This is a genomic window from Pseudarthrobacter sp. NPDC058329 (assembly GCF_042879835.1).
Lineage (GTDB): Bacteria > Actinomycetota > Actinomycetes > Actinomycetales > Micrococcaceae > Arthrobacter.
Genome location: NZ_JBHVZR010000020.1, coordinates 44,667 through 64,892, shown reverse-complemented (window position 1 = coordinate 64,892; position 20,226 = coordinate 44,667). Strand labels below are relative to the sequence as shown.

Genomic DNA, 20,226 nt, shown 5'->3' with positions numbered 1-20,226 from the left:
ATTACGATCCTGCGCCGGCGGTCTCGATGGACTTCTGCATATCTGACAGCGCGTCCTTGGCCGGCTTCTCACCCTTCAATGCCGCGTAGGCATTTTCCTGGATGGCCTGCGTGACGGCCGGGTAGAACGGGGTCACCGGGCGGGGAACAGCGTTCTCGATGGACGTCTTCAGCACGGGCAGGTACGGCAGCTTGGCAACAAGCTCCTGGTCCTCATACAGAGCGCCGAACACCGGCGCCAGGGAACCCTGGGTTGCGAAGAACTTCTGCTGTTCCTCTTCAACCAGGAACTTCACGAAGTCCAGGGCGGTCGCCTTGTGGTCGGAGTAGACGCTGATGGCCGCGCTGTGGCCGCCGAGGGAGGACGCACCGGGGCCATCCTTGCCCGGCAGGGCAGCCATGCCCAGCACGTCCTTGACCTGCGAGGAAGCTTCAGTGGTGGCCAGGTTGTAAACGTAAGGCCAGTTGCGGAGGAACAGCAGCTTGCCTTCCTGGAAGGCACGGCGGCTTTCCTCTTCCTGGTAGGTGATCGCCTCCGCGGGGATGTTCCCGTTCTTGAAGGCTTCGACCAGGTTGTTCAGGCCTTCTTCGGCCTCTGCGGTGTTCAGGTTCGGCTTTCCGTCGTCGTTCAGGACGGAACCGCCGGCCGAGTTGATGGCCTCGGAAGCGTTCACGGTCAGGCCTTCATACTGCTTGAACTGGCCCGAGTAGCAGCCGATGTTGTTGGCCTTGGCGATGGAGCACATCTCCATCATCTCGTCCCAGGTCTTGGGCGCCTCGGGAACCAGGTCCTTGCGGTAGTAAAGGATGCCGCCGTCGGAGGACACCGGGGCCGCGTACAGGTTGCCCTTGTATGAACCGGCCTCGACAGTGGGTTCGAGCATGCCCGTGGTATCGACGGCCATCTTGTCCTTGAGCGGCTGGAGCCAGCCCTTGGCAGCGAACTCCGCGGTCCAGACAACGTCAACACTCGCTACGTCGTAGTCGGCATTCTTGGCCTGGAAGTTCTGGACGAGGTCGTCGTGCTGCTGGTCCGCCTGGTCGGTCTGCTCCTTGAAGGTGACCTTCTCATCGGGGTGCGCCGCATTCCACTTCTCAATCAGGGGACGCACAACGTTGCTGTTGTCCTTGCCCTGAACGTACGTGATGGGACCCCGGCTGTCGAGGTTGGCTTCGGCGTCCCCGCCACCGCCGCCGGTGGTCCCGCCGCCGCCTCCGCCGCATGCGGTCAAGGTCAGGGCCAGGACACCGGCGGTGGCAGCCGGCAGAAGGAATCTAGGGGTTTTCATAAGCTTGAAGCTCCTCGCTGAGTACAAGAAAGTAGAAAGTGCGCTTGCTAGGTGAGGTTGATGTGGTGACGCTCACACTAGTAAGGTTGCTGCGAATAATGCAAGCGTTTACATCAAAAAGTTATCTGAGAGGAACCAAATGTCCAACCCGCAGGTTCCCGTTGACCGCACGGCCCGCTCTGAATGGTGGGCGGACGCCGTGGTCTATCAGATCTACCCCAGGTCCTTCGCAGACGGCAACGGCGACGGGATGGGTGACCTTCGCGGTGTCACGGACCGCCTGCCGTACCTGCAACAGCTGGGCGTGGACGCCATTTGGCTGTCTCCTTTCTACAAATCCCCACAGGCGGATGCCGGGTACGACGTCGCCGACTACCGCCAGGTGGACCCGCTCTTCGGATCGCTCGATAACTTCGACGCCATGTTGCAGGAAGCCCACGAGCGCGGACTCAAGGTCATCGTCGACCTGGTGCCGAACCACACCTCCGACGAGCACGTATGGTTCCAGGCGGCACTCGCTTCGTCGCCCGGTTCGCCCGAACGGGACCGCTACATGTTCCGGCCGGGCAAGGACAAGGTCCCGGGCTCCGGCGACGGCAACCTGGCACCGAACAACTGGAAATCCATCTTCGGCGGGCCGGCCTGGAGCCGGATCATTGAGGCTGATGGAACTCCCGGCGAGTGGTACCTCCACCTTTTCGACACCAAGCAGCCGGACCTCAACTGGGAAAACACCGAGGTGCACGAGGAGATGCGCTCGGTGCTCCGGTTCTGGCTGGACCGGGGTGTGGACGGCTTCCGTGTGGACGTGGCCCACGGCCTGGTCAAAGAGCCCGGCCTGCCCGACTGGGAAGGCGTGGCCGCAATGGTTGAAGGCACCGCGGAAGTGACCCGGGAAGCAGCACACCGCCCAGGCGATGCACCCGGGGCACACACCGACGCCGAAGAGCCACACCGCGCGGTATCACCGGTGTATCCCCCCTCGCCGTTCTTTGACCAGGACGGGGTGCACGACGTCTACCGGGACTGGCACCGTGTGCTCGCCGAGTACCGCGGTGACCGCATGATGGTCGCCGAAGCCTGGGTGGAGCCCGCGGAACGGTTGGCCCGCTACACCCGCCCAGACGAAACGCAGCAGGCATTCAATTTCGATTTCCTGCTGGCAGGCTGGGACGCGGAGGGCATGGCCGAGTCCATTGACGCTTCCCTGGCAGCTTCTGCCTCCGTCGGTGCACCCTGCACGTGGGTACTGAGCAACCACGACACCGTCCGCCACACCACGCGGTTCGGACTCAAGGACCCAACGACGTTCCCCAAGGGCCTGGGAGCGGACGACGAACAGCCGGACGCTGCCCTGGGGCTGGCCCGCGCCAGGGCAGCCACGTTGATTTCACTGGCACTGCCGGGCTCCGCCTACCTGTACCAGGGCGAGGAGCTGGGGCTTCCCGAGCACACTACCGTTCCAGCCGGGGCGCGTCAGGACCCGACGTTCTTCCGGACGGGGGGCGCAGAGATTGGCCGTGACGGCTGCCGCGTCCCCTTGCCGTGGTCCGCGGAGCTGCCGGGTTACGGCTTTTCGGTAGTACCCGAAGGCGGGGCTGCGCAGCCCTGGCTCCCCCAGCCGCAAAGTTTTGGCCCTCTGGCGGCGGACCAGCAGGAAGGAGTGGAAGGCTCTACCCTGGAGCTTTACCGGGCTGCCCTTGCCTTCCGGTCCGCCCGGCGGCTGGGTGCGGGCTCCGTTGCCTGGGCTGAAAGCCACGTGCCGGACAGTGGGCTGCTGGCCTTCCATAACGGGGACGTCCTGGTGCTGGGCAACCTGGGCTTCGCCTCGGCCCCCGTCCCGGACGGGTACTCGGTGGTTCTCTCCAGTGGCCCTGAGCCTGCCGGCGAATGGGCGGACCTGCGCGAAGTGCCAGTGGACTGCACCGTCTACCTCGTCAAGGACTGAAGGACCACCGGCGGTCAGCGGACGCGCTCAGCCCTGCTGAAGCGCGTCCGTGCGCCGGCTCCGATATGGATCAGCACCGGAATCCTCTTCCCAGCCACCGTCTCCAGCGCCGCCACCAGCGCATGCACCTCGTCTGCAAGCAGGTGCGGGGCAACACCGTGGCGCGGCAGGAGACGCACCTTCAAGGCGGGGCTGCCCTTGACGTCGTAAGTGGTCACCGTTGCACCCGCTAAATCAGGACGGTTCGCCAGTGCGTGCTTAAGTGCCTGCTCCGCCACTCCTCCGCCGATCCGCACATCGCCCGGGACCTCACCGGGATCGTATTCGACGGCCAGCAGGTTTGCCCGGCCCTTACCCTGCTGGGCGACCCAGGCCACCATGAGTCCGATCAGCACCAGCAGGACCAGCGCCACCAGGATCCACAGCCAGCTTTCGGCGCGGCCGGGGAACCTGGTGGCGTTGAAGGCCTGGTTGATGTGGTTCCAGGCCCCGAGGGACCAGGAATGCCACCAGGAAGCCACGGCCGGGACAGCGGCCAGCAACATCAGCAGTCCGCCCACGGCAAGCAGCACCAGGCCCAGGGCCGCAATCAGGATCCGGTTGAGGAGGGTGGGGGTACTGTTCATGCGCCGATCACTCCTGACGGCGCCACATTGACCTGCACGTCGGGTGAAGGATCAAGCGCCATGCCTTCGAGTTCGCTCTGGACGGCCGCGAGCACGGCATCCCGGTTCACGGGGACGCCGGAGGTGGGGCGTACATTCACCACTACCTGACGCCGGGAGACGACCACCATCACCTGTTCGGGTGTTACGTTGGCGGCAAGCCGGGCGCGGCGTGCCAGCGAGGAAGCAATGACTTCGTCGTCCACCACCACGGCGGGGCCACCGCCGCTGCCGCCGCCCGCAAGGTGTCGGGCGCGGCGGCCGGGCAGGATGCCGTTGAGGAAAAAGATCAGGCCGATCATGGCCACCACCGCTCCGATGGCGCCCAGCAGCAGGGGCGAAATGCCCGCGGGCAAGGCAACCAGTCGTTCTGCTGCCACTTGCGGCTCAATCAGCCAGGCCGGCTGGCCAAAGGCATGGACAGCAGCCTCAAGGAGCCCGTACGCAGCCAGCCCGATGACCAGGACCGCAGCGGCAGTGGCCACCACTGCCCGTGTGGAATGCGTTTCCCGGTGCAGGATCCGGCCCATATGCGGGCCTTGGCTTTCCATCCGCCGGCTCATTGCACCCGTCCCCCTTCGCTGATCCTTGCTCCGCTGATCCTGATGTCCACCCGGCTCAACCGTGCACCGCTCAGCTCTGTCACGGTGGCGAGGATGCGGGCCTTTGCCCTCACTGTGCGGTCCCAGATGGAGCCGCCGCTGCCCTCCACACAGGTGGGGTCGAGGACCACGGCGTTCAAAGGCGGGATGCTGATGGGTGCGACGAGGGACAGCGCCAGCATGCCGTCGTCGTCCGCCCAGTCAGCGCGGACGTCCTCCGCGTCCACGCCCAGGAGTTGGGCGGCCGCGGCTTTGGCGAGGCTTGTCAGGGCCTGCGTGCTGATGCGGTTGTGGCCGCTCAGCTCCTGGCCCCGGACGGCCGGGGCGGTGGAGCTCATGAGGACGAGCGCCGGCCGATGATGGCGTCCAGGACGCCACGAAGGTCCAACTTGCCTTCCGCGGCCCGGCCCAGGAGTGCCCCGATGGCCATAAACAGCAGGGAGATCAGGAAGCCCCACAAACCGAACTGAAGGGACATAAAGGCGACGAAGGCACCCATCGCGGTGCCGGCCACGGTGAGGTTCACAGCAGCGCCTCCCTCTCGGTGGAACCGGCAATGGGCTTGACCGGAGGCGGCACGTAGACGTCGGTGACTTCCACATTGACCTCGATCACCTGCAGGCCCACGAGTTCCTCCACAGCCCGGTAAACAGCTGCGCGGACCTCGTTGGCCAGTGAGTGCAGCGGGGTTCCGTAGCTCGCCACCAAACTAATATCCACCGCGACCTGGGTCTCGCCCACCTCGGCCCGTACACCGGCGGCATGGTCCGAACTGCCGACGGCGTCCCGGATGGCGCCGAGCGCACGGGACGGTCCGGAGCCCAGGGAGTAGACCCCGGGGACGGCACGGGCGGCGATTCCGGCCACCTTGGCTACAGCGGTTTCGGAGATCACTGTGCGGCCATGACCAGGCCCTGGCACAGGAACCGGGACGGCGCGGCTATGGATGCCCTGGCTGGGTTGTGGGTTCTGGTATTCCATCAGGCACTCCCCCTTCTGTTGATCCCAACCCTATCCCCTGGCCGCGACTTAACGGCAGCAGGCAGGGGCGTCCGCACATGCGGGACGTCCCTGCCTGGATCGTAGATCCGGTTCTACTTGTAGTGGCCTTCCCCGCCAACGCGGACGTTGGTGGGCAGGTAGCCGAACGGGCCGAGGCCGTTCTGGCCGAAGCTGCGGTCCACCTGGGTCACGCCGTTCTTGAAGTTGATCTTGACGGTCGGGGACAATGATCCGCCGCGTACGCCGTTGACGTTGTCAATGAAGGACTGCACCAGGCCGCCCGGCTGGACGTAGTGCGAGTAAGCCTGGAACTGGCGGCCGTTCTGCTGGCCCGAGATGGTGCCGCTCGGGTTGTTGGCCGGCAGGTTGAGGTCCGTGGGGGAACCCAGGGCAAGTCCGCTGTTGTTCACCGGCTGATAGTCCGAACGGACGCCGTCGCCCACAAAGCCGTAGACGCCGTCGGGCCCGCGCATGCCGGCGGCGTAGGTGAACTGGTGGCTGATTGTGTACAGGTAGTACTTGTTCTTGCCGTTTTCGTTCTGGATGAAGATTTGCGGACGCTCGGTCTGGTCGTTCACGCAGTTAGCGGAGAGGATGGGCGGCAGGAAGGACCACTTGGTCAGATCCTTGTTGTCTGCCATAGCCAGGCCCACGTTGGCGGTCTGGTAGTGCGCACCGCTGTTCTGGACGTCGTTGACGTTCTCTGCGTGCGGGTCGCCCGGCTGGTAGCCCAGGTCCTCGCCCTTGCACTGGTAGTCGCCGCGGTTCCCGGCAGTGTTGCCTTCGAAGACCATAAAGGTCTTGCCCGGGTGGGCGGGATCAGCAAACGTGTACGGGTCGCGGAAGGCGAACCCGGGGTTCTGTGCCTTGGTCTGGTACATCTTTCCGTCCGGCTCCAGCAGCTTGGTGTGCTGGAAGCCGTCGAAGGTGACGCCGTTCTTGTCGGCGTGGATGTTGCCCAGGGCTTTGGCGATGGCGGCGTCCGGGGCGATGCCGCCGCCGCCAGCGTTGCGCTCGGCCACATCGTGGAAGGTGGTGGCCGTGTAGAACACGTTTACGTGGTTGCCCTGCATCAGGCGGGTGGAGCCGGACCACTCGGTGTTGCCAATGGAGGTGTTGTCCAGGAACAGGTGTCCGCCGTAGTTCCACTTGTCCTTGGCCGGATCGGCGTTGGTCTTGCGGAAGAAGTAGCCGATGCGCGCGTTCCAGTGGCGCTGGTCGAAGCCGTAGCCGGCGTGGCGGTCGGCGACCAGGGAGAAGATGACGTCGTAGCCCTTGTAGCTGATCTGGTTGGCGTTCTCGTCCGTCAATGACCAGGTGTCCCAGACCCAGACGTCATCGTTCATGGTGGGGAAATCTTCGGGGATCTCCGGCATGGAAACGTCAGGGCTCATGGAGTTCTGGCCAGGTGCGACGGTGGTGTCGCTCTGGGCCATGATCTGCTTGGCGTCGGCGCGGGTCCACTTGGACGTAAAGTCCGACGCCGGGTCGAACGCTTCCTGCGTGTGTTCCGTCGGGAGGGGAAACCCGGGGGTGGGGGCAGGCATCTGCTGGCTGGCCGGCGGATCCGCCGGCTCGTTTGCCTGCGCAGCGGGAACGGCCAGGAAGGCCGAAGCCACTACGGCCGCCGCCAGTGCTGCGGTGGCAGGACGCCACCGCAGCAACCGGGAGGTTTGGGGGTGCTTGTGCATTTTTGCTCTTCTCGCGGAGTTGAAGCTGTTCGTGGAAGACGGGCATAGGCCCTGGTCCTCAAACTCCGGCCATCCCGACAACACAGCAAGCGTCATCGAGGACGCCGTTGTATCGAGGGGAACGGGGCTGGGTGGACCCCGTAGAAGTAGGCCGGGAGGGTGATGCTTTCCCGGCCGGACTCCACGCTAGGCAGCCGGTGGACGGTAATTCAAACCGTGTTTCAGGCTCAAAAGCGCCGCATCCCGCGTCAATGCGCAAGCGCTTACATTGCAAAGGCGTGCGCGTGCCACAACCGTTTGGCAGCGGTCAAATGTTTCGAAAGGTCAGGCAAATTTTTTGCACGTCAGTTCAGGGGTTCATCCCCCACCCAGCCCGCCACCCTCGCATGCCCGCGTGTGCTGTCCGAAGGAGGGTGCAAAGCCGGACTCATGGGAGTGGGATAGGGGTTGGCTAGGAACAGGGGCTCGCACCGGGCGTCGGCACCTCGGCCTCCGGGTTAAAGAAGAAAAGCACCCGTTCCGAAGAACTGGTGCTTCCCAGTGGTGGCTCCGACCGGCGTCGATCCGGTGACCTTTCGATTTTCAGTCGAACGCTCTACCAACTGAGCTACAGAGCCTAGGTGACTAGTCACCATGACAGCCGGAATTGCTTCCAACAATCAGAGCGACCCTGACGGGACTTGAACCCGCGACCTCCGCCGTGACAGGGCGGCGCGCTAACCAACTGCGCTACAGGGCCTTGCGTTTCTTGCTTTCACAGTATCGCTACCGCTTTTTTCAAGGCTTCCAGCCTACCAGACATTTTTTGTCTGTTTGACCAGTTCCTTGCGTACCCCCAACGGGATTCGAACCCGTGCCGCCGCCGTGAAAGGGCGGTGTCCTAGGCCGCTAGACGATGGGGGCCAGAACCCGTTCGAAACAAAATAAAAGGCGTCAAGCGAGGCTTTCCGTCTTTGTCCTTTGCGTTGCTCCGAACTGGACTCTAAAACTATAGGGCCTACTTGGGAATAATCCAAAATCGGCCAAAACACGCGCCCGGAGCGGCGAGAACAGGTGAAGATGGACTGATGGACGCCGTTGCAGCACTCAACGAGATTGCCTTCTGGCTGGAGCGCGGACGCGCTGCCACCTTCAAGGTCCAGGCCTTCCGGAAAGCCGCAGGGGTGATCGCGCCGCTGCCGGCTGAAGAAGTCGCAGCCCGGGCGCGGAACGGCCGGCTGAAATCCATGAAGGGAATCGGCGACAGGACCTATCAGGTCATCAAGGATGCCGTGGAGGGGCAAGTGCCGGAGTACCTGGCTGATCTCCGGGAGAAGGGCGCCCAGCCTCTGGTGTCGGGAGGCTCCGCCATCCGGGAGGCCCTGCGGGGGGATCTGCACAGCCACAGCGAATGGTCCGACGGCGGGTCCCCCATTGAGCTGATGGTGGCGGCCGCCGGGGTCCTTGGCAGGGACTACCTCGCGCTGACGGACCACTCCCCCAACCTCACCATCGCGAACGGGCTCTCAGCGGAGCGGCTCCTGCAGCAACTGGACGTCGTGGCAGCAATCAACAACGGTACGCATCCCGGATCCGACGGGCAGCAGGACAACACGGTGCGGCTGCTGACCGGCATCGAAGTGGACATCCTGGAGTCGGGTGCGCTGGACCAGGATCCTGAGCTGCTGGACCGTCTGGATATTGTGGTGGCCAGCGTCCACTCCAAGCTCCGCGCAGACCGGAGCACCATGACGCGGCGGATGCTCAAGGGCATCGAGGATCCACAGACCAACGTGCTGGGGCACTGCACCGGACGCCTGGTGGAGGGAGCGCGGGGCACACGGCCGCCGTCGGAATTCGACGCCAAGGAGGTGTTCGCGGCCTGTGCGGAACATAACGTGGCAGTGGAGATCAATTCGAGGCCTGAGCGCCAGGACCCGCCCGACGCACTGATCCAGCTCGCGCTGGACGCCGGCTGCCTGTTCTCGATCGACAGCGACGCCCATGCGCCAGGGCAGCTGGACTTCCTGCAGTACGGCGCAGAGCGCGCGGAGAAGAACGGCGTCCCGGCGGACCGGATCATCACTACCTGGCCGGTGGAGCGGCTGCTGGAGTGGTCCGGAGCGGACTAGCACTCCGGCATCGCCTCAGCTTTACTTGACGGCGTCCACGAGTTTCTGCCGGAAATCGGCCTTGGTGGACAGGGTGAGCTTCTCCCCGTTGAGGAAGAAGGTGGGGGTGCCGGTAACACCCAAGGCGTTGCCGTCCGCAATATCGGCCAGGATGCGCTCTTCCGTCCCTGGATCTGCGACGACGGCATCAAACTGCGCAAGGTCCAGCCCCAGCTGCCCGGCATACGTCCGGAACAGGGGCGCCTGGGACTGCTGGCTGCCGGCCCACTGGGACTGCGTTTCGAACAGTTTGTTGGCCATCTGCTGGTATTGGCCCTGCCGGGCAGCTGCCTCGGCAGCCAGCGCGGCAGGGCCGGAATTGAGGTGCGCCGACAGGGGGAAATGACGGTGCACGAACGTGATCCTGTCCCCGAACTCGGCTTTGAACTCCTCGACGACGGGGTGGACCGAGCCGCAGGACGGACATTCAAAGTCCAGGAATTCCACCAGCTGCGCCTTCTCCTCCGCCGGGCTGGTCAAGCGGTGGCTGTCTGCCCGGACCAGCTGTTCAGCACCCGCGGCCGGCGGCGAAGACTGCTGTGGTTTCCCAAGCGTCAGCACGGCATACCAGGCCACACCGGCCACCACCGCAGCGGCAAGGACGATCCAGATGACTTTCCGCACCAGGCGTGCGGTATCACGGGGAGAGACAAGGTTTGAGACCATAACCGGCATCCTAACCGGCGCCTCGACCTCCTTCAGGCTTCTTTGGCGAATCTTTGGCGGGAACTTGGCTACACATGACTGATTTCCGCCAGCCGGGGGCCCGCACCCCCGGCTAGATTGGCAGCATGGCATCAAGCACCCCCGTCGGCACAACCGCACTCCCGCCTGCTCCCGCGTCCCGGATCAAAGCACTCGGCGCGGCCGCCATGGCGGTCACCGTGGTCCTCTGGGCTTCAGCATTCGTGGGCATCCGGGCCATCGGCCCCCACTTCTCCCCCGGCTCCCTGACGCTTGGCAGGCTGGCGATTGCCGCCGTCGTACTGGCGGTGCTGGTCCTCCCCCAACTGCTGAAGAGCCGGCTCCTTCCCCGGAGCCGCGAGTGGTGGCCCATCCTGGCCTACGGGGTGATGTGGTTCGGCGGGTACAACGTGGCGCTGAACGCGGCCGAGCATGTGCTGGATGCGGGGACCAGTGCCCTTCTCATCAACGTCAATCCAATCCTCGTGGCCATCATGGCCGGCCTCGTCCTCAAGGAGGGCTTCCCGCGCTGGCTGATCATCGGGAGCATGGTTGCCTTCGCAGGAGTGGCGCTGATCGCTGTCGGTACGGGCCAGCCATCCGCGCCAGGGGAAAGTCCGACGGCGGATGCTGCAGGTGTGCTGCTCTGCCTCCTTGCCGCCGTGCTCGCCGCCGTCAGCGTCATCATTCAAAAGCCGGTGCTGCGCAAGTTTCCCGCCGCGCAGGCCACGTGGTTCGGGATCATGGTTGGAGCCCTGTGCTGCCTGCCATTTGCAGGACAGCTGGTCTCCGAAGTGCAGGCGGCGCCACCGGAAGCAACGATGGGACTGGCCTACCTGGGGATCTTCCCCACGGCGATCGCCTTCACCACCTGGGCCTACGCGCTTTCGTTGATCGAGGCCGGCAAGCTCGCCGCCACCACCTACCTGGTGCCCGGCACCACTATCCTGATCTCCTGGCTGCTCCTGGGCGAAATCCCCACAACCTTGGGCCTGGTGGGCGGCCTGGTCTGCCTGGTGGGCGTCGGATTGACCAGGCGGCGGACCCGGCCGGGACGCGGAGCCAAGCAGAAGGTTCTTCGCTAAAGTCGGAGTATGCCAGCCAGCCTGCCGCCGGGCCTCCCCATCGTTCCTGAAGGTCCCAGCGAGCCCGTTCGTTTCACCGGACGCCCACACTTCAGCATGTCCGCGGACGAGTTCGAGGCCGCCGTCCAGGACGCCCTGGACAGCATCCCGGACAAACTGGCCAGGGCAATGGACAATGTGGCGGTGTTCATTGAGGACGATTACGTGCCCCGGCCGGGAGAAGACGCGGACACGGTGCTGCTGGGGCTTTATGAAGGCGTCCCGCTCACTGAAAGGGATTCATGGTGGGATGCCGGCTCCCTGCCGGACCGCATCACGATCTTCCGTGAACCAATCCTTGAAATCTGCGACTCGCGCGAGGACGTCATCCACGAGGTGGCGGTGACGGTTGTCCACGAGATCGCCCACCACTTCGGGATCGACGACGACAGGCTGCACGAGCTCGGCTGGGGCTAGCCTTGTAGGCATGGGACACGACCACAGCCATACGCACGGCATTACCGCAACGGGCCGGCACCGCAAGCGCCTGGTGGCCGTCCTCGTTATCACCCTCGTTGTGGTGGTAGTGCAGGTGGTGGGCGCAGCCCTCTCCGGTTCACTGTCGCTGCTGGCCGATGCCGGCCATATGCTCTCCGATGCGGCCGGGGTAACCATCGCGTTGCTTGCTGCCTGGATTGCAGGCCGGCCGGCGAGCGACCAGCGGACCTACGGGTACCAGCGGGCCGAAGTCCTGGCGGCCCTGGCCAATGCACTGATCCTGATCGTGATCTCCGTGGTCATCTTTACCGAAGCGATCCGGCGCATTGGTTCCGCGCCTGAGGTACAGACGGACATCATGCTGTTCGCGGCCATCCTGGGTGCTGCCGCCAACGTTGTGTCGCTCCTGATCCTGCACGGCGCCCACCAGGAAAGCCTCAACGTCCGCGGCGCGTATCTCGAAGTCCTGGGCGACCTGATGGGCTCCTTTGCGGTCATAGCCGCCGCGGTGGTCATCATGCTCACCGGCTTCCAGGCCGCCGACACCATCGCGTCCGTGGTGATTGCCCTGTTGATCCTGCCGCGGGCGTGGAGCCTGCTGCGCGACGTCGTGGATGTGCTGCTGGAAGCCAGCCCCAAAGGCGTGGAAGTGCAGATGATCCGCGAGCACATCCTGTCCGTGGAGGGCGTATCGGATGTCCACGACATCCACATCTGGACCATCACCTCCGGGGTGCCCGTTTTTTCGGCGCACGTGGTGGTGGAGGACGGTGTGCTGACCGCCCGCGGCGCGGACCAGCTGCTGGACAAACTGGTGTCCTGCCTGGGCTCGCACTTCGACACGGACCACTGCACGTTCCAGCTGGAACCGGCCACGCACTCCGAGCACGAGGCACGCCAGCACGCTTAGCCGCCGGTCCTGCCGCATGGCTGGCCCGCTTGTTGCGACACGCCAGCGCGGCTCCCCGCATAATGACACCATTGTGGTTTATGTTATTGATGTGACTGCTGTTGCTAAAGTGCACCAGCTGACGTAGCCTCGGGACTGCTGGGGAGCAGACCAGGGGAATCGCCCTGCCGTTATCAGGACCTCCAGCCTTACAACTTCGAGGTTTCTGCAGATGGTTTTGACCGGATCCGGGCGCAAAGCGGCCATCCTGTGCGCCGCCGTGGTACTGATTGGAACGCTGGCAGCCCCGGCAGGAGCTGCGGCTACGCCGTTGGCGCCGCACATCTCCAGACCAGCAGCTCCGGAAACGCCGTCCGCCGAGGACATCACCGCGGCCAAGGCAAGCGAATCCGCCACGGCGGACCAGGTCTCCGCCATCGAACGCCTCCTCGAGACTGCGGCCGGCTCACAGCAGGCTGCCTTCGCTGTTTCGCTGCAGGCCAATAATGCCTACAGCGAGGCCCTGGTGGAGCTGCAGCAACGTTCATCAACGGCGGCTGCCGCTTCGGCGAAGGCCACTGCCGCGCAGGAACAGCAGGACATAGCCAGGAAGCATGTAGGACAACTGGCAGGCGACCTCTACCGCCACGGCGGGCTCAACCCCACCCTGGGCACCTTTGTCAGCGGCGGCGGGGAAACCCTGCAGCAGGCAGCCACACTGCAGGCCCTGTCTGCCGGCCGGAGCCGGGCCTTCGAGGCAGCCGATGAGGCAGCCCGGGCCTCGAGGTCACTGACGACGGCGGCCGAGGATGCCTCCGAAGCGGCCCACGACGCAGCGCGGACGGCGGAAGCCAGGAAAACCCAGGCGGATGAAGCCAACGCAGCCCAGGCCAAAGTTGTAGCGGACGCCAAAGCCCAGCGCACGGTCCTGGTGGACCAGCTCGCCCAGCTCCGGAACACCACCGTTGCACTGGAATCGGCGCGGGTGGATGCCCTGGACCGGCAACGCGAGGAGGCCCGGCTGGCGGCGGCACTGGCAGCTGCGGAGCGGTCTGTCCAGGAGCAGCCGGCTGCTCCTGGCAGCCGGACTGGCCCGGCAGCCCAGGCTCCTGCTGCACCCGCACCCGCGGCGCAAGCTCCCGCGCCGGCTCCGGCAGCCGCACCTGCGCCTGCACCTGCACCTGCGCCTGCTCCCCGTCCGGCACCGGCGGCACCGGTTCCTGCGCCTGCACCAGCACCGGCTCCCGCACCCGTTCCGGTTCCCGCGCCAGTGCCTGCACCGGCTCCTGCACCCGCTCCCGCACCGGCCCCTGCGCCTGCCCCCTCTACGGGAAGCGGAACCTACGAGGCCGCCATCTCGGTGGCGCTGAGCAAGGTGGGTGCGCCCTACTCCTACCAGTGGGGCGGCACCGGCCCTTACGGGTTCGACTGTTCAGGGCTTGTGCAGACGGCCTTTTCGGCGGCCGGAAAGTACCTTCCCCGCACTGCTGCCCAGCAGTACGCGGCTGCTGCCACCCACGTGCCTATCTCGCAGGCACGGCGCGGCGACCTGCTGGTGTGGGGATCGCCGTCGAACTTTTACCACGTGGCCATTTACCTGGGTAACGGCCAGGTGGTGCACGCACTGAACCCGCAGGAGGGTATCGGAGTCACATCGCTGAGCGCAATGGCCGGCATGCAGCTCTACGGCTACGCGGCGCGTTACTGATCCGGGCAGCGAACCGGTGGACGGTCAGCTCAAAACGTCCTTCGTGACGAAACGTCCGTAGGCGAGCGCCCCGAAAACGGCGATGTACCCCGCCTGCAGTAAGGCGTTGCTGGCGAAAGAGTCCCACAGCACGGGCTGGCGGAGCAGGTCGCCAAAGCCCAGCCAGTAATGGCTGAACAGCCACGGGTGCAGCCACTCCAGCTGGGGCAGCTGGTCCAGGACCTGGGACACCACCGAGACCACCACCGTGGCGGCCATGGCACCCACCGGAACCACCGTGAGGGTGGACAGGAACAGCCCTATCGCCGAGAGCCCAGCGAGGGAAACGGCCAGGTAGGCGGCAATCAGGAGGAGGCGCAGCGCGGCTTGCGGCGGTTCGATCACGTCCCCGGACAACAACGTCACGGGACCTACGGGGAACAGCGCGGCCCCGACGGCTGCACCGGCAAGCCCCACCGTGATGGGCGCAGCCAGGCAGAACGCAAGCGCCCCGGCGTACTTCACGAGCAGCAGCCGCACGCGGCCCGCAGGTGCAACCAGCAGGTACCGCAGCGTGCCCAGGTTGGCCTCGCCGGCGATGGTGTCGCCGGCCACCACGCCCACTGTGAGCGGCAGGAACAGCGGAACAGACACCAGCATTGCGGTGAAGGCTACGAACAGCCCGTTCTGCGTGATGCGGTCCAGAAAGGCAGGACCCCTGCCCGGTGGAACCGTGGACGAAATCCTGACTGCCACTGCGATCAGCACAGGGATAGCGGCAAGCGCCAGCAGCAGCGCCCAGGTTCGCCGCCGCCCAAAGAGCACCCGAAGTTCGGACAGCAGGAGGGACAGCCCGGATCCGCGCGGCGCCCCCGCAGGCTCTCCTCCCGTAGTTTCTTTGGTCTCCTGCCGTGCGCTACTGGGCAACGTCGAATCCCTCCCCCGTCAAGGCAACAAAGCGGTCCTCCAGGCTTTCCCGTTCCACGGCGAAACCACGGACCCGGACGCCCGCCTCCACCAGGCGGGCCACGATGTCTTCCGGGGCGGCGTTCCCGGGTGCTGCATTCCCGGCGGCGGGACCGGCAGCGGGACCGGCAGGGAGAGCCGCCGTCACCACCTCGCCGTCCGGCTGTGCCGCTGCAGGCCGGGGGGACAGCCCCAGGCGTGCCAGGACTGTCTTCGCGGCCCCGGCGTCCGGGGTGACCAGGCGGATGCCGGCGCTTCCGGACTGGCGCAGCCCGGACAGCGGGCCCTGGGCCACAAGCCGGCCGGCGCTCATGATGGCTGCATGGGTGCAGATCTGCTCGACCTCGGCCAGTAAGTGGCTGGAGACAAAAACTGTGGTGCCGTCTGCTGCCAGGGAACGGACGAGGTTCCGCACTTCCCGTGTGCCTTGGGGGTCCAGCCCGTTGGTGGGTTCATCCAGCACCAGCAGCTCACGGGGAGACAGCAGCGCGTTGGCAATGCCCAGCCGCTGCTTCATGCCCAGCGAATAGGCGTGCACCCGTTTGCCCGCGGCGTGGCCCAATCCCACCCGTTCGAGGGCCTGGTTCACCCGGGCTTTGCGGGTGGCGGGGGCGGCATGCCGGGTGGCGGCGTCGAGGCGGTGCAGGTTCGCTGTCCCGGAGAGAAAGGGATAAAAGGCCGGGCCTTCCACCAGCGCCCCCACCCGCGGGAGGACGTCCTGGAATGCACCCGGCATGTCCATTCCCAGCATGCGAACCGACCCTGCGGACGCGGAAGCCAGGCCCAGCAGCATCCGGATGGTGGTGGTCTTTCCGGAGCCGTTGGGCCCCAGGAAACCAAAGACGGCGCCGGGTGGCACCGCCAGGTCAAGGCTGTTGACGGCCAGCTGCTGCCCGAAGCGCTTGGTCAGCCCCTGCGTCTCGATGGCCAGGCCGTTTGTCCGGGGGCCGGGGCTTCCTGCGGCCCCGGTCACGGAGCTTTGGATGCGGCTTGCAGCCTCTCCGGCGGGACCATGCCCGCGAAGATCCGGCCGTCGTCGGTAAGCAGGACGTTGAACAGCGTGGTGGACAGCAAACGCCCGCCGGGGACTACGACGGCGGCCTGGGCCAGGAGTGGATTCCGTGCCAGCAAGGTGTTCGCAGCTGTTGCGGCTCCTGCCTCGGCGGGGACTTCCACCACCGTTTCCCAGCCGGCGCCGGTCAGGTAGGGCCGGATTTTGTCTTTGATGCTTCCTGCCTTGTCATCCGGTGTGGCGTGCGTGCCGGGATTCGCAGGGAAACCTGGACCGGACGGCCAGCGTTCGGGGTGGCGGACGTGCAACTCCTCTACCGTGCTGCCCGGCGGCGGGACGAAGTTGAACAGCGCCTCGTCCGGAGCTTCCAGGGACAGGCTGGTGAACCCTGCCCGGAAGGCAGGCTGGGCTGCACCCCGGGCCGTCACTTCCACGGAGAGCGGCATGCCACTGCCTGAATCGACGGCGATAGCCACCTTCCCCACCAGCGTGGCCCCGGAGCGGGGCTCAAGCAGGAGGTTGTACGCAGGGCGCCCGGCGGCTTCCACGTCCGGACCCACAGTCACAGCCGTTGACCTGTCAGCTGCGGCCAGGAACTTCTCGGCGAGCTCCTGTGGTGTGCGCGGGACAGCCGTGTCCGCCTGCGGCTTATCAAGGGGCGGCATCCCGGTGTTCCCCGGGTCGGTCAGCGGCGGCTGCGGGAGCGGCAGGTCGGTGGCGTGGGCGGGCAGGATCAGATGGGCAGCACTGTTGTCCTTTGACGAGTAGAACCAGACGTCGTTGTCGCGGCGGATGATGTCCCGTTCTGCGAGCCGGTCCACCACCTGGACGCGCGACTTCGTCTTTCCGTCCATAAACACCCTCGCCGTGTGCTCACCGGTGAGGAACTCCATAACGGAGGCTGCGCCGCCGGCTGAGGCAGGGCCGGAGGTAGGACCGGTGGCCGGCAGGTCCGGCAGCCCCAGTTCCGAGGACTGTTCAATGGTTCCCGAGAACGTGTGCGTCCGGTGCCCGGCGAGCAGTGCGATTACCTCGGCCGCGGTTTTTTCGGGGAGTGGGTCACCGGCCCGCGCCGGCAGCGTTCCCACCACTGCGCCGGCGGCGATCACTGCGGGCACTACAACTGCAGGAGCCCACCTCAACCAGGCACGGTTGGCTCCCCGCCGCACAAGTATGCCCACGTTCGATTCGTTACTGGTCCGGCGGTTCGTAGTCCGGCCGTCTCCCTCGCTGGAGCCCATAGTCCAAGGGTACGCCTCGGGACGGATCCCTACACCTGCCCGGGCTTCCGCCGGGGGCTTAGGCAGGCACTACCGTTCCAGCGCCGCCGTCGACAGTTATTTTTTGTCCGGTGGCGAGCCGGGCGGTGGCGTCCGCAACCCCCACCACGGCGGGAATCCCGTACTCCCGGGCCACCACCGCGCCGTGCGAGTTGGGCCCGCCCATCTCCATCACCAGGCCGCCGGCCGTAAGGAACAAGGGAGTCCAGCCGGGATCGGTGGATGGCGCCACCAGGATCTCCCCGGGTTCGAGGTGGGCACCCACAGGGTCGAGTATTACCCGGGCAGGAGCCGTGGCCGAACCTGCGGAAGCCGGGCTTCCGGACAGCGCGCCGTCGGCCACCCCGGCACGCGCGGCGTGCAGCACCTCGGGCTCGGTTCCGTCCGAGAGCAGGACCCTGGGGATGTGGCGCCTGCCAAGTTCGCTGGTGTAGGCCGCGCGCCGCTCCACAACGAGGTGGCGCAGGTTGCGCGGCTGGCTGGCCCCATCCTCGCTCCGGACGGTGAGTGCCTGCCGGGCCTCTTCGAAGTCGAGGAAGAAAATGTCGTCAGGACTCTCCAGGTGGCCGTCCGCGGCCAGCGCGGTTCCCACGAGGGCCAGCTGCTTCCGTACTTCAGCGAAGCCCAGGACCAGCTGATACTTGGGCAGCTCCCGCAGCCCGGCGAAAAGCCTGGTGCGGCGCAGCGCGGCGCCCACCAGCAGCGCACGCACCCTGCCGCGGCGGCGGGCTTCGGCTACCAGCCGCTCCACTTCCGCCTCTGCCTCCGCACCAGCCCGGCTGAACTGCACATCCGGCGCCATGGCGGGGTCAGCCAGGCGCAGGTAGTTGGCCAGGACACCCAGGATGTGGGTGGGGTCATCGGACCACCGCGGCATGCCCACATCGATTTCCGCCACTGCCCGGTGCCCGTAGCGTTCGAGGAACCGCACCAGCCCTGCATGCAGGACAGGGGGCAGGCGCCCGGCGTCGAACTCGGCTGCGAGCTCTGACGGCGGCCGGGCTTCCAGGACAGTGCGGGATTCGCGGTCGTCCTTCAATGCTGAGGCAAGGCGCCACAGGTCGAGGTCCATCTCGGTGGTCACGTTCTGCGGCAGGCCCCGGAGCACTTTCTGCAGGTCCTCCCCGCGGTTCGCGCCGCCCAGCATCTTCCCCGCTGCCCACAGCATCGCGAATCCCAGCGCGGGCAGGGGCAAAATGGCCGGAACGATCGCAAAGAGCAGGCCTCCCAGGAGCCGCTCGGCGTGGTCGAGCCGATCAACCGGCCCGGCCCCCGGCGCCAGCTCCAAATCGTCCGCAAATTGCCGGGTGAAACGGTCCAGCCTGCGCAGCGCAGCCTTGGGCCGGAACAGTCCCCGGAACACCGACTCCGGGGCGTGGGCCCGCACCGCTGCCGGCAGGACATGGCGCACCAGTCCGAGCGGGGTCCTGCGGGTCACCGAAAAGCGGGGATCGTCAAAAACGTGGCGCAGGACCGAGGCGGACCTGGCCTCCATCACGTCGAAGACCCGTGGAAGAATCCGCCGGCCAACGTTGCTCCTGACCGGCGTGGTGAGGTCAAAGTAGAGGCGCTGGGCGGCCTCGGCGTACGGCGACGGGCCGTGCCGGGGGTCGGGGACCGTGAAGGCGGCGGCCTTGGCTACGGAGGAGGCCACGAGCCGCAGTGATGCCAGCCCCATGGGCGTGAGGGGGCGGGTGAGGCCCTGGGCCAGGCTGAAGCACAGGTACACCCTGGTTCCGGTGCCGGGATACCGGCTCTCCGGGATTGGGTACAGGGTGGTGATGGGCCGGGACTGGGTCAGCCAGAGCGCCCCGCCGGTGTCAATGGCCCATTCGGTGTCCTGCGGCGAGCCGAAATGCCGTTCGGCCTGCTCGCCCAGGGCCGCAAGATCAACTGCCTCTTCGTCTGTGAGGCTGGGGGCTTCCGTCCGGTCCGGCAGGTCCTGCGTTCGCGTTCCACCGCCCGGAAGGGGGCGCACCATCACGCGTTTGTCGCCGAGCTTCCGCTCAAGGACCCGGGCTTTTTCTGTGTCAACCACAAAGTGGTCCGGATTGACAGCTCCGGAAACCACCGCTTCGCCGAGCCCCGGCGCGGCATCGATGACGGCTTCCCGGCGCCTGCCGGTGAGTGGGTTGGCCGTGAACATCACCCCGGCCGACGCAGCATCAACCATGCGCTGGATGACGACGGCGAGGGCTACTTCGTGCGGCGCGATGCCCAGCGCTGCGCGGTAAGCCACCGCCCGGTCCGTCCAGAGGGAGGCCCAACAGTTGCGCACGGCCTCGAGGACGGCGTCGATGCCGACGACATTCAGGTAGGTGTCCTGCTGGCCCGCGAAGCTCGCAAAGGGAAGGTCCTCGGCTGTAGCCGAGGACCTTACCGCTACCGGCGTCGAATGCCCTAAGGCCGAGTACGCCTGCTCCACGGCGGCAACGATCCGCGGCGGAACCGGGATGGCGCGAATGGCATCCCGTGCCCTGCCGGCCAGCACTGCCAGTTCCGCGGCCCGGCCGGGATTACCCGGTTGCAGTGTGGCCTGGAGGTTGCCGAGTTCTGCAAGAACCCCTTCCTGGACCGTCCCGGCGGCCTCCAGGTAGGCCTCGGTGGTGAGGCAGAATCCGTCCGGCACGGGCAGCCCTGTTGCTATCAGCTCACCAAGGTTCGCGGCCTTGCCCCCCACCAGGGGAAGCATGCTGCCGTCAACGTGGCTGAGCCGAAGGACCAGGGCAGGGGTGGTGTTCCCGTCAGGTTGGCCGGAAGCCTGCCCTGCCTTTCCTGGTGGGTAGGCGGTCATCGGGAC

At 66.3% G+C, this 20,226-nt stretch carries 18 protein-coding genes and 3 tRNA genes; 6 read left to right on the top strand and 15 right to left on the bottom strand.

What is annotated here, in order from left to right:
• Position 1 precedes the first annotated feature (1 nt).
• On the bottom strand, positions 2 to 1,288 hold the full coding sequence (locus ACFVYC_RS19825) for an ABC transporter substrate-binding protein (protein ID WP_387553474.1): 1,287 nt from the start codon (positions 1,286 to 1,288) through the stop codon (positions 2 to 4).
• Between the two features lie 139 nt (positions 1,289 to 1,427).
• Here ACFVYC_RS19825 and ACFVYC_RS19820 point away from each other — a divergent pair, with 139 nt between their 5' ends.
• Positions 1,428 to 3,236 (top strand): glycoside hydrolase family 13 protein, encoded by a 1,809-nt coding sequence (locus ACFVYC_RS19820; RefSeq protein WP_387553472.1) that lies wholly within the window; start codon positions 1,428 to 1,430, stop codon positions 3,234 to 3,236.
• A 14-nt stretch (positions 3,237 to 3,250) separates the two neighbouring features.
• Here ACFVYC_RS19820 and ACFVYC_RS19815 read toward each other — a convergent pair whose 3' ends face one another.
• From ACFVYC_RS19815 to ACFVYC_RS19775, 9 genes are all read right to left on the bottom strand, one after another.
• Complete coding sequence (locus ACFVYC_RS19815; RefSeq protein ID WP_387553471.1) at positions 3,251 to 3,862, bottom strand: hypothetical protein; 612 nt, start codon at positions 3,860 to 3,862, stop codon at positions 3,251 to 3,253.
• On the bottom strand, positions 3,859 to 4,452 hold the full coding sequence (locus ACFVYC_RS19810; RefSeq protein ID WP_387553469.1) for a hypothetical protein: 594 nt from the start codon (positions 4,450 to 4,452) through the stop codon (positions 3,859 to 3,861). Before ACFVYC_RS19810 ends, ACFVYC_RS19815 begins: the two co-directional genes overlap by 4 nt.
• An 8-nt stretch (positions 4,453 to 4,460) precedes the next feature.
• Complete coding sequence (locus ACFVYC_RS19805; protein ID WP_387553467.1) at positions 4,461 to 4,841, bottom strand: hypothetical protein; 381 nt, start codon at positions 4,839 to 4,841, stop codon at positions 4,461 to 4,463.
• Positions 4,838 to 5,029 carry a hypothetical protein gene (locus tag ACFVYC_RS19800; protein ID WP_159823958.1) on the bottom strand — a complete coding sequence of 64 codons (192 nt, stop codon included), beginning with the start codon at positions 5,027 to 5,029 and terminating at the stop codon, positions 4,838 to 4,840. Before ACFVYC_RS19800 ends, ACFVYC_RS19805 begins: the two co-directional genes overlap by 4 nt.
• Positions 5,026 to 5,484 carry an Asp23/Gls24 family envelope stress response protein gene (locus ACFVYC_RS19795; protein WP_387553465.1) on the bottom strand — a complete coding sequence of 153 codons (459 nt, stop codon included), beginning with the start codon at positions 5,482 to 5,484 and terminating at the stop codon, positions 5,026 to 5,028. The genes ACFVYC_RS19800 and ACFVYC_RS19795 overlap by 4 nt, the downstream gene beginning before the upstream one ends.
• Positions 5,485 to 5,597: 113 nt before the next feature.
• The gene (locus ACFVYC_RS19790) at positions 5,598 to 7,196 is read right to left on the bottom strand and encodes a glycoside hydrolase family 68 protein (protein WP_387553463.1); all 1,599 of its coding nucleotides are present in this window, start codon (positions 7,194 to 7,196) and stop codon (positions 5,598 to 5,600) included.
• A 541-nt stretch (positions 7,197 to 7,737) separates the two neighbouring features.
• A tRNA-Phe gene (locus ACFVYC_RS19785) sits at positions 7,738 to 7,813 on the bottom strand.
• Positions 7,814 to 7,861: 48 nt separating this feature from the next.
• Positions 7,862 to 7,935, bottom strand: a tRNA-Asp gene (locus ACFVYC_RS19780).
• A gap of 91 nt (positions 7,936 to 8,026) precedes the next feature.
• Positions 8,027 to 8,099 (bottom strand) — tRNA-Glu (locus tag ACFVYC_RS19775).
• Between the two features lie 164 nt (positions 8,100 to 8,263).
• Between ACFVYC_RS19775 and ACFVYC_RS19770 the strand changes: the two genes are divergently transcribed.
• Positions 8,264 to 9,307 (top strand): PHP domain-containing protein, encoded by a 1,044-nt coding sequence (locus ACFVYC_RS19770; protein ID WP_387553461.1) that lies wholly within the window; start codon positions 8,264 to 8,266, stop codon positions 9,305 to 9,307.
• Between the two features lie 21 nt (positions 9,308 to 9,328).
• Here ACFVYC_RS19770 and ACFVYC_RS19765 read toward each other — a convergent pair whose 3' ends face one another.
• A complete protein-coding gene (locus ACFVYC_RS19765; RefSeq protein ID WP_387553459.1) occupies positions 9,329 to 10,012 on the bottom strand; it encodes a DsbA family protein in 684 nt (227 codons plus the stop codon).
• Between the two features lie 125 nt (positions 10,013 to 10,137).
• Here ACFVYC_RS19765 and ACFVYC_RS19760 point away from each other — a divergent pair, with 125 nt between their 5' ends.
• From ACFVYC_RS19760 to ACFVYC_RS19745, 4 genes are all read left to right on the top strand, one after another.
• A complete protein-coding gene (locus ACFVYC_RS19760) occupies positions 10,138 to 11,115 on the top strand; it encodes a DMT family transporter (RefSeq protein ID WP_387553457.1) in 978 nt (325 codons plus the stop codon).
• 9 nt (positions 11,116 to 11,124) lie between these two features.
• The gene (locus ACFVYC_RS19755) at positions 11,125 to 11,571 is read left to right on the top strand and encodes a metallopeptidase family protein (protein WP_387553455.1); all 447 of its coding nucleotides are present in this window, start codon (positions 11,125 to 11,127) and stop codon (positions 11,569 to 11,571) included.
• A 10-nt stretch (positions 11,572 to 11,581) separates the two neighbouring features.
• Complete coding sequence (locus tag ACFVYC_RS19750; RefSeq protein WP_387553453.1) at positions 11,582 to 12,502, top strand: cation diffusion facilitator family transporter; 921 nt, start codon at positions 11,582 to 11,584, stop codon at positions 12,500 to 12,502.
• Between the two features lie 211 nt (positions 12,503 to 12,713).
• Positions 12,714 to 14,189 carry an NlpC/P60 family protein gene (locus ACFVYC_RS19745; protein WP_387553451.1) on the top strand — a complete coding sequence of 492 codons (1,476 nt, stop codon included), beginning with the start codon at positions 12,714 to 12,716 and terminating at the stop codon, positions 14,187 to 14,189.
• A gap of 24 nt (positions 14,190 to 14,213) precedes the next feature.
• On the opposite strand, the gene ACFVYC_RS19740 is transcribed toward ACFVYC_RS19745, so the two are convergent.
• From ACFVYC_RS19740 to ACFVYC_RS19725, 4 genes are all read right to left on the bottom strand, one after another.
• The gene (locus ACFVYC_RS19740; protein ID WP_387553525.1) at positions 14,214 to 15,020 is read right to left on the bottom strand and encodes an ABC transporter permease; all 807 of its coding nucleotides are present in this window, start codon (positions 15,018 to 15,020) and stop codon (positions 14,214 to 14,216) included.
• 64 nt (positions 15,021 to 15,084) lie between these two features.
• Positions 15,085 to 16,107 (bottom strand): ABC transporter ATP-binding protein, encoded by a 1,023-nt coding sequence (locus tag ACFVYC_RS19735; protein WP_387553450.1) that lies wholly within the window; start codon positions 16,105 to 16,107, stop codon positions 15,085 to 15,087.
• Entirely contained in the window at positions 16,104 to 17,387 is a 1,284-nt protein-coding gene (locus ACFVYC_RS19730; RefSeq protein WP_387553448.1) for a hypothetical protein, read from the bottom strand. The genes ACFVYC_RS19735 and ACFVYC_RS19730 overlap by 4 nt, the downstream gene beginning before the upstream one ends.
• Before the next feature lie 58 nt (positions 17,388 to 17,445).
• On the bottom strand, positions 17,446 to 20,220 hold the full coding sequence (locus ACFVYC_RS19725) for a PEP/pyruvate-binding domain-containing protein (RefSeq protein WP_387553446.1): 2,775 nt from the start codon (positions 20,218 to 20,220) through the stop codon (positions 17,446 to 17,448).
• Positions 20,221 to 20,226 lie beyond the last annotated feature (6 nt).

What these genes read in the sequence shown, in the direction of transcription:
- ACFVYC_RS19825 (WP_387553474.1), bottom strand. Translation starts at nt 1,288, where the DNA reads ATGAAAACCCCTAGATTCCTTCTGCCGGCTGCCACCGCCGGTGTCCTG.
- ACFVYC_RS19820 (WP_387553472.1), top strand. Translation starts at nt 1,428, where the DNA reads ATGTCCAACCCGCAGGTTCCCGTTGACCGCACGGCCCGCTCTGAATGG.
- ACFVYC_RS19815 (WP_387553471.1), bottom strand. Translation starts at nt 3,862, where the DNA reads ATGAACAGTACCCCCACCCTCCTCAACCGGATCCTGATTGCGGCCCTG.
- ACFVYC_RS19810 (WP_387553469.1), bottom strand. Translation starts at nt 4,452, where the DNA reads ATGGAAAGCCAAGGCCCGCATATGGGCCGGATCCTGCACCGGGAAACG.
- ACFVYC_RS19805 (WP_387553467.1), bottom strand. Translation starts at nt 4,841, where the DNA reads ATGAGCTCCACCGCCCCGGCCGTCCGGGGCCAGGAGCTGAGCGGCCAC.
- ACFVYC_RS19795 (WP_387553465.1), bottom strand. Translation starts at nt 5,484, where the DNA reads ATGGAATACCAGAACCCACAACCCAGCCAGGGCATCCATAGCCGCGCC.
- ACFVYC_RS19790 (WP_387553463.1), bottom strand. Translation starts at nt 7,196, where the DNA reads ATGCACAAGCACCCCCAAACCTCCCGGTTGCTGCGGTGGCGTCCTGCC.
- ACFVYC_RS19770 (WP_387553461.1), top strand. Translation starts at nt 8,264, where the DNA reads ATGGACGCCGTTGCAGCACTCAACGAGATTGCCTTCTGGCTGGAGCGC.
- ACFVYC_RS19765 (WP_387553459.1), bottom strand. Translation starts at nt 10,012, where the DNA reads ATGGTCTCAAACCTTGTCTCTCCCCGTGATACCGCACGCCTGGTGCGG.
- ACFVYC_RS19760 (WP_387553457.1), top strand. Translation starts at nt 10,138, where the DNA reads ATGGCATCAAGCACCCCCGTCGGCACAACCGCACTCCCGCCTGCTCCC.
- ACFVYC_RS19755 (WP_387553455.1), top strand. Translation starts at nt 11,125, where the DNA reads ATGCCAGCCAGCCTGCCGCCGGGCCTCCCCATCGTTCCTGAAGGTCCC.
- ACFVYC_RS19750 (WP_387553453.1), top strand. Translation starts at nt 11,582, where the DNA reads ATGGGACACGACCACAGCCATACGCACGGCATTACCGCAACGGGCCGG.
- ACFVYC_RS19745 (WP_387553451.1), top strand. Translation starts at nt 12,714, where the DNA reads ATGGTTTTGACCGGATCCGGGCGCAAAGCGGCCATCCTGTGCGCCGCC.
- ACFVYC_RS19730 (WP_387553448.1), bottom strand. Translation starts at nt 17,387, where the DNA reads ATGGGCTCCAGCGAGGGAGACGGCCGGACTACGAACCGCCGGACCAGT.
- ACFVYC_RS19725 (WP_387553446.1), bottom strand. Translation starts at nt 20,220, where the DNA reads ATGACCGCCTACCCACCAGGAAAGGCAGGGCAGGCTTCCGGCCAACCT.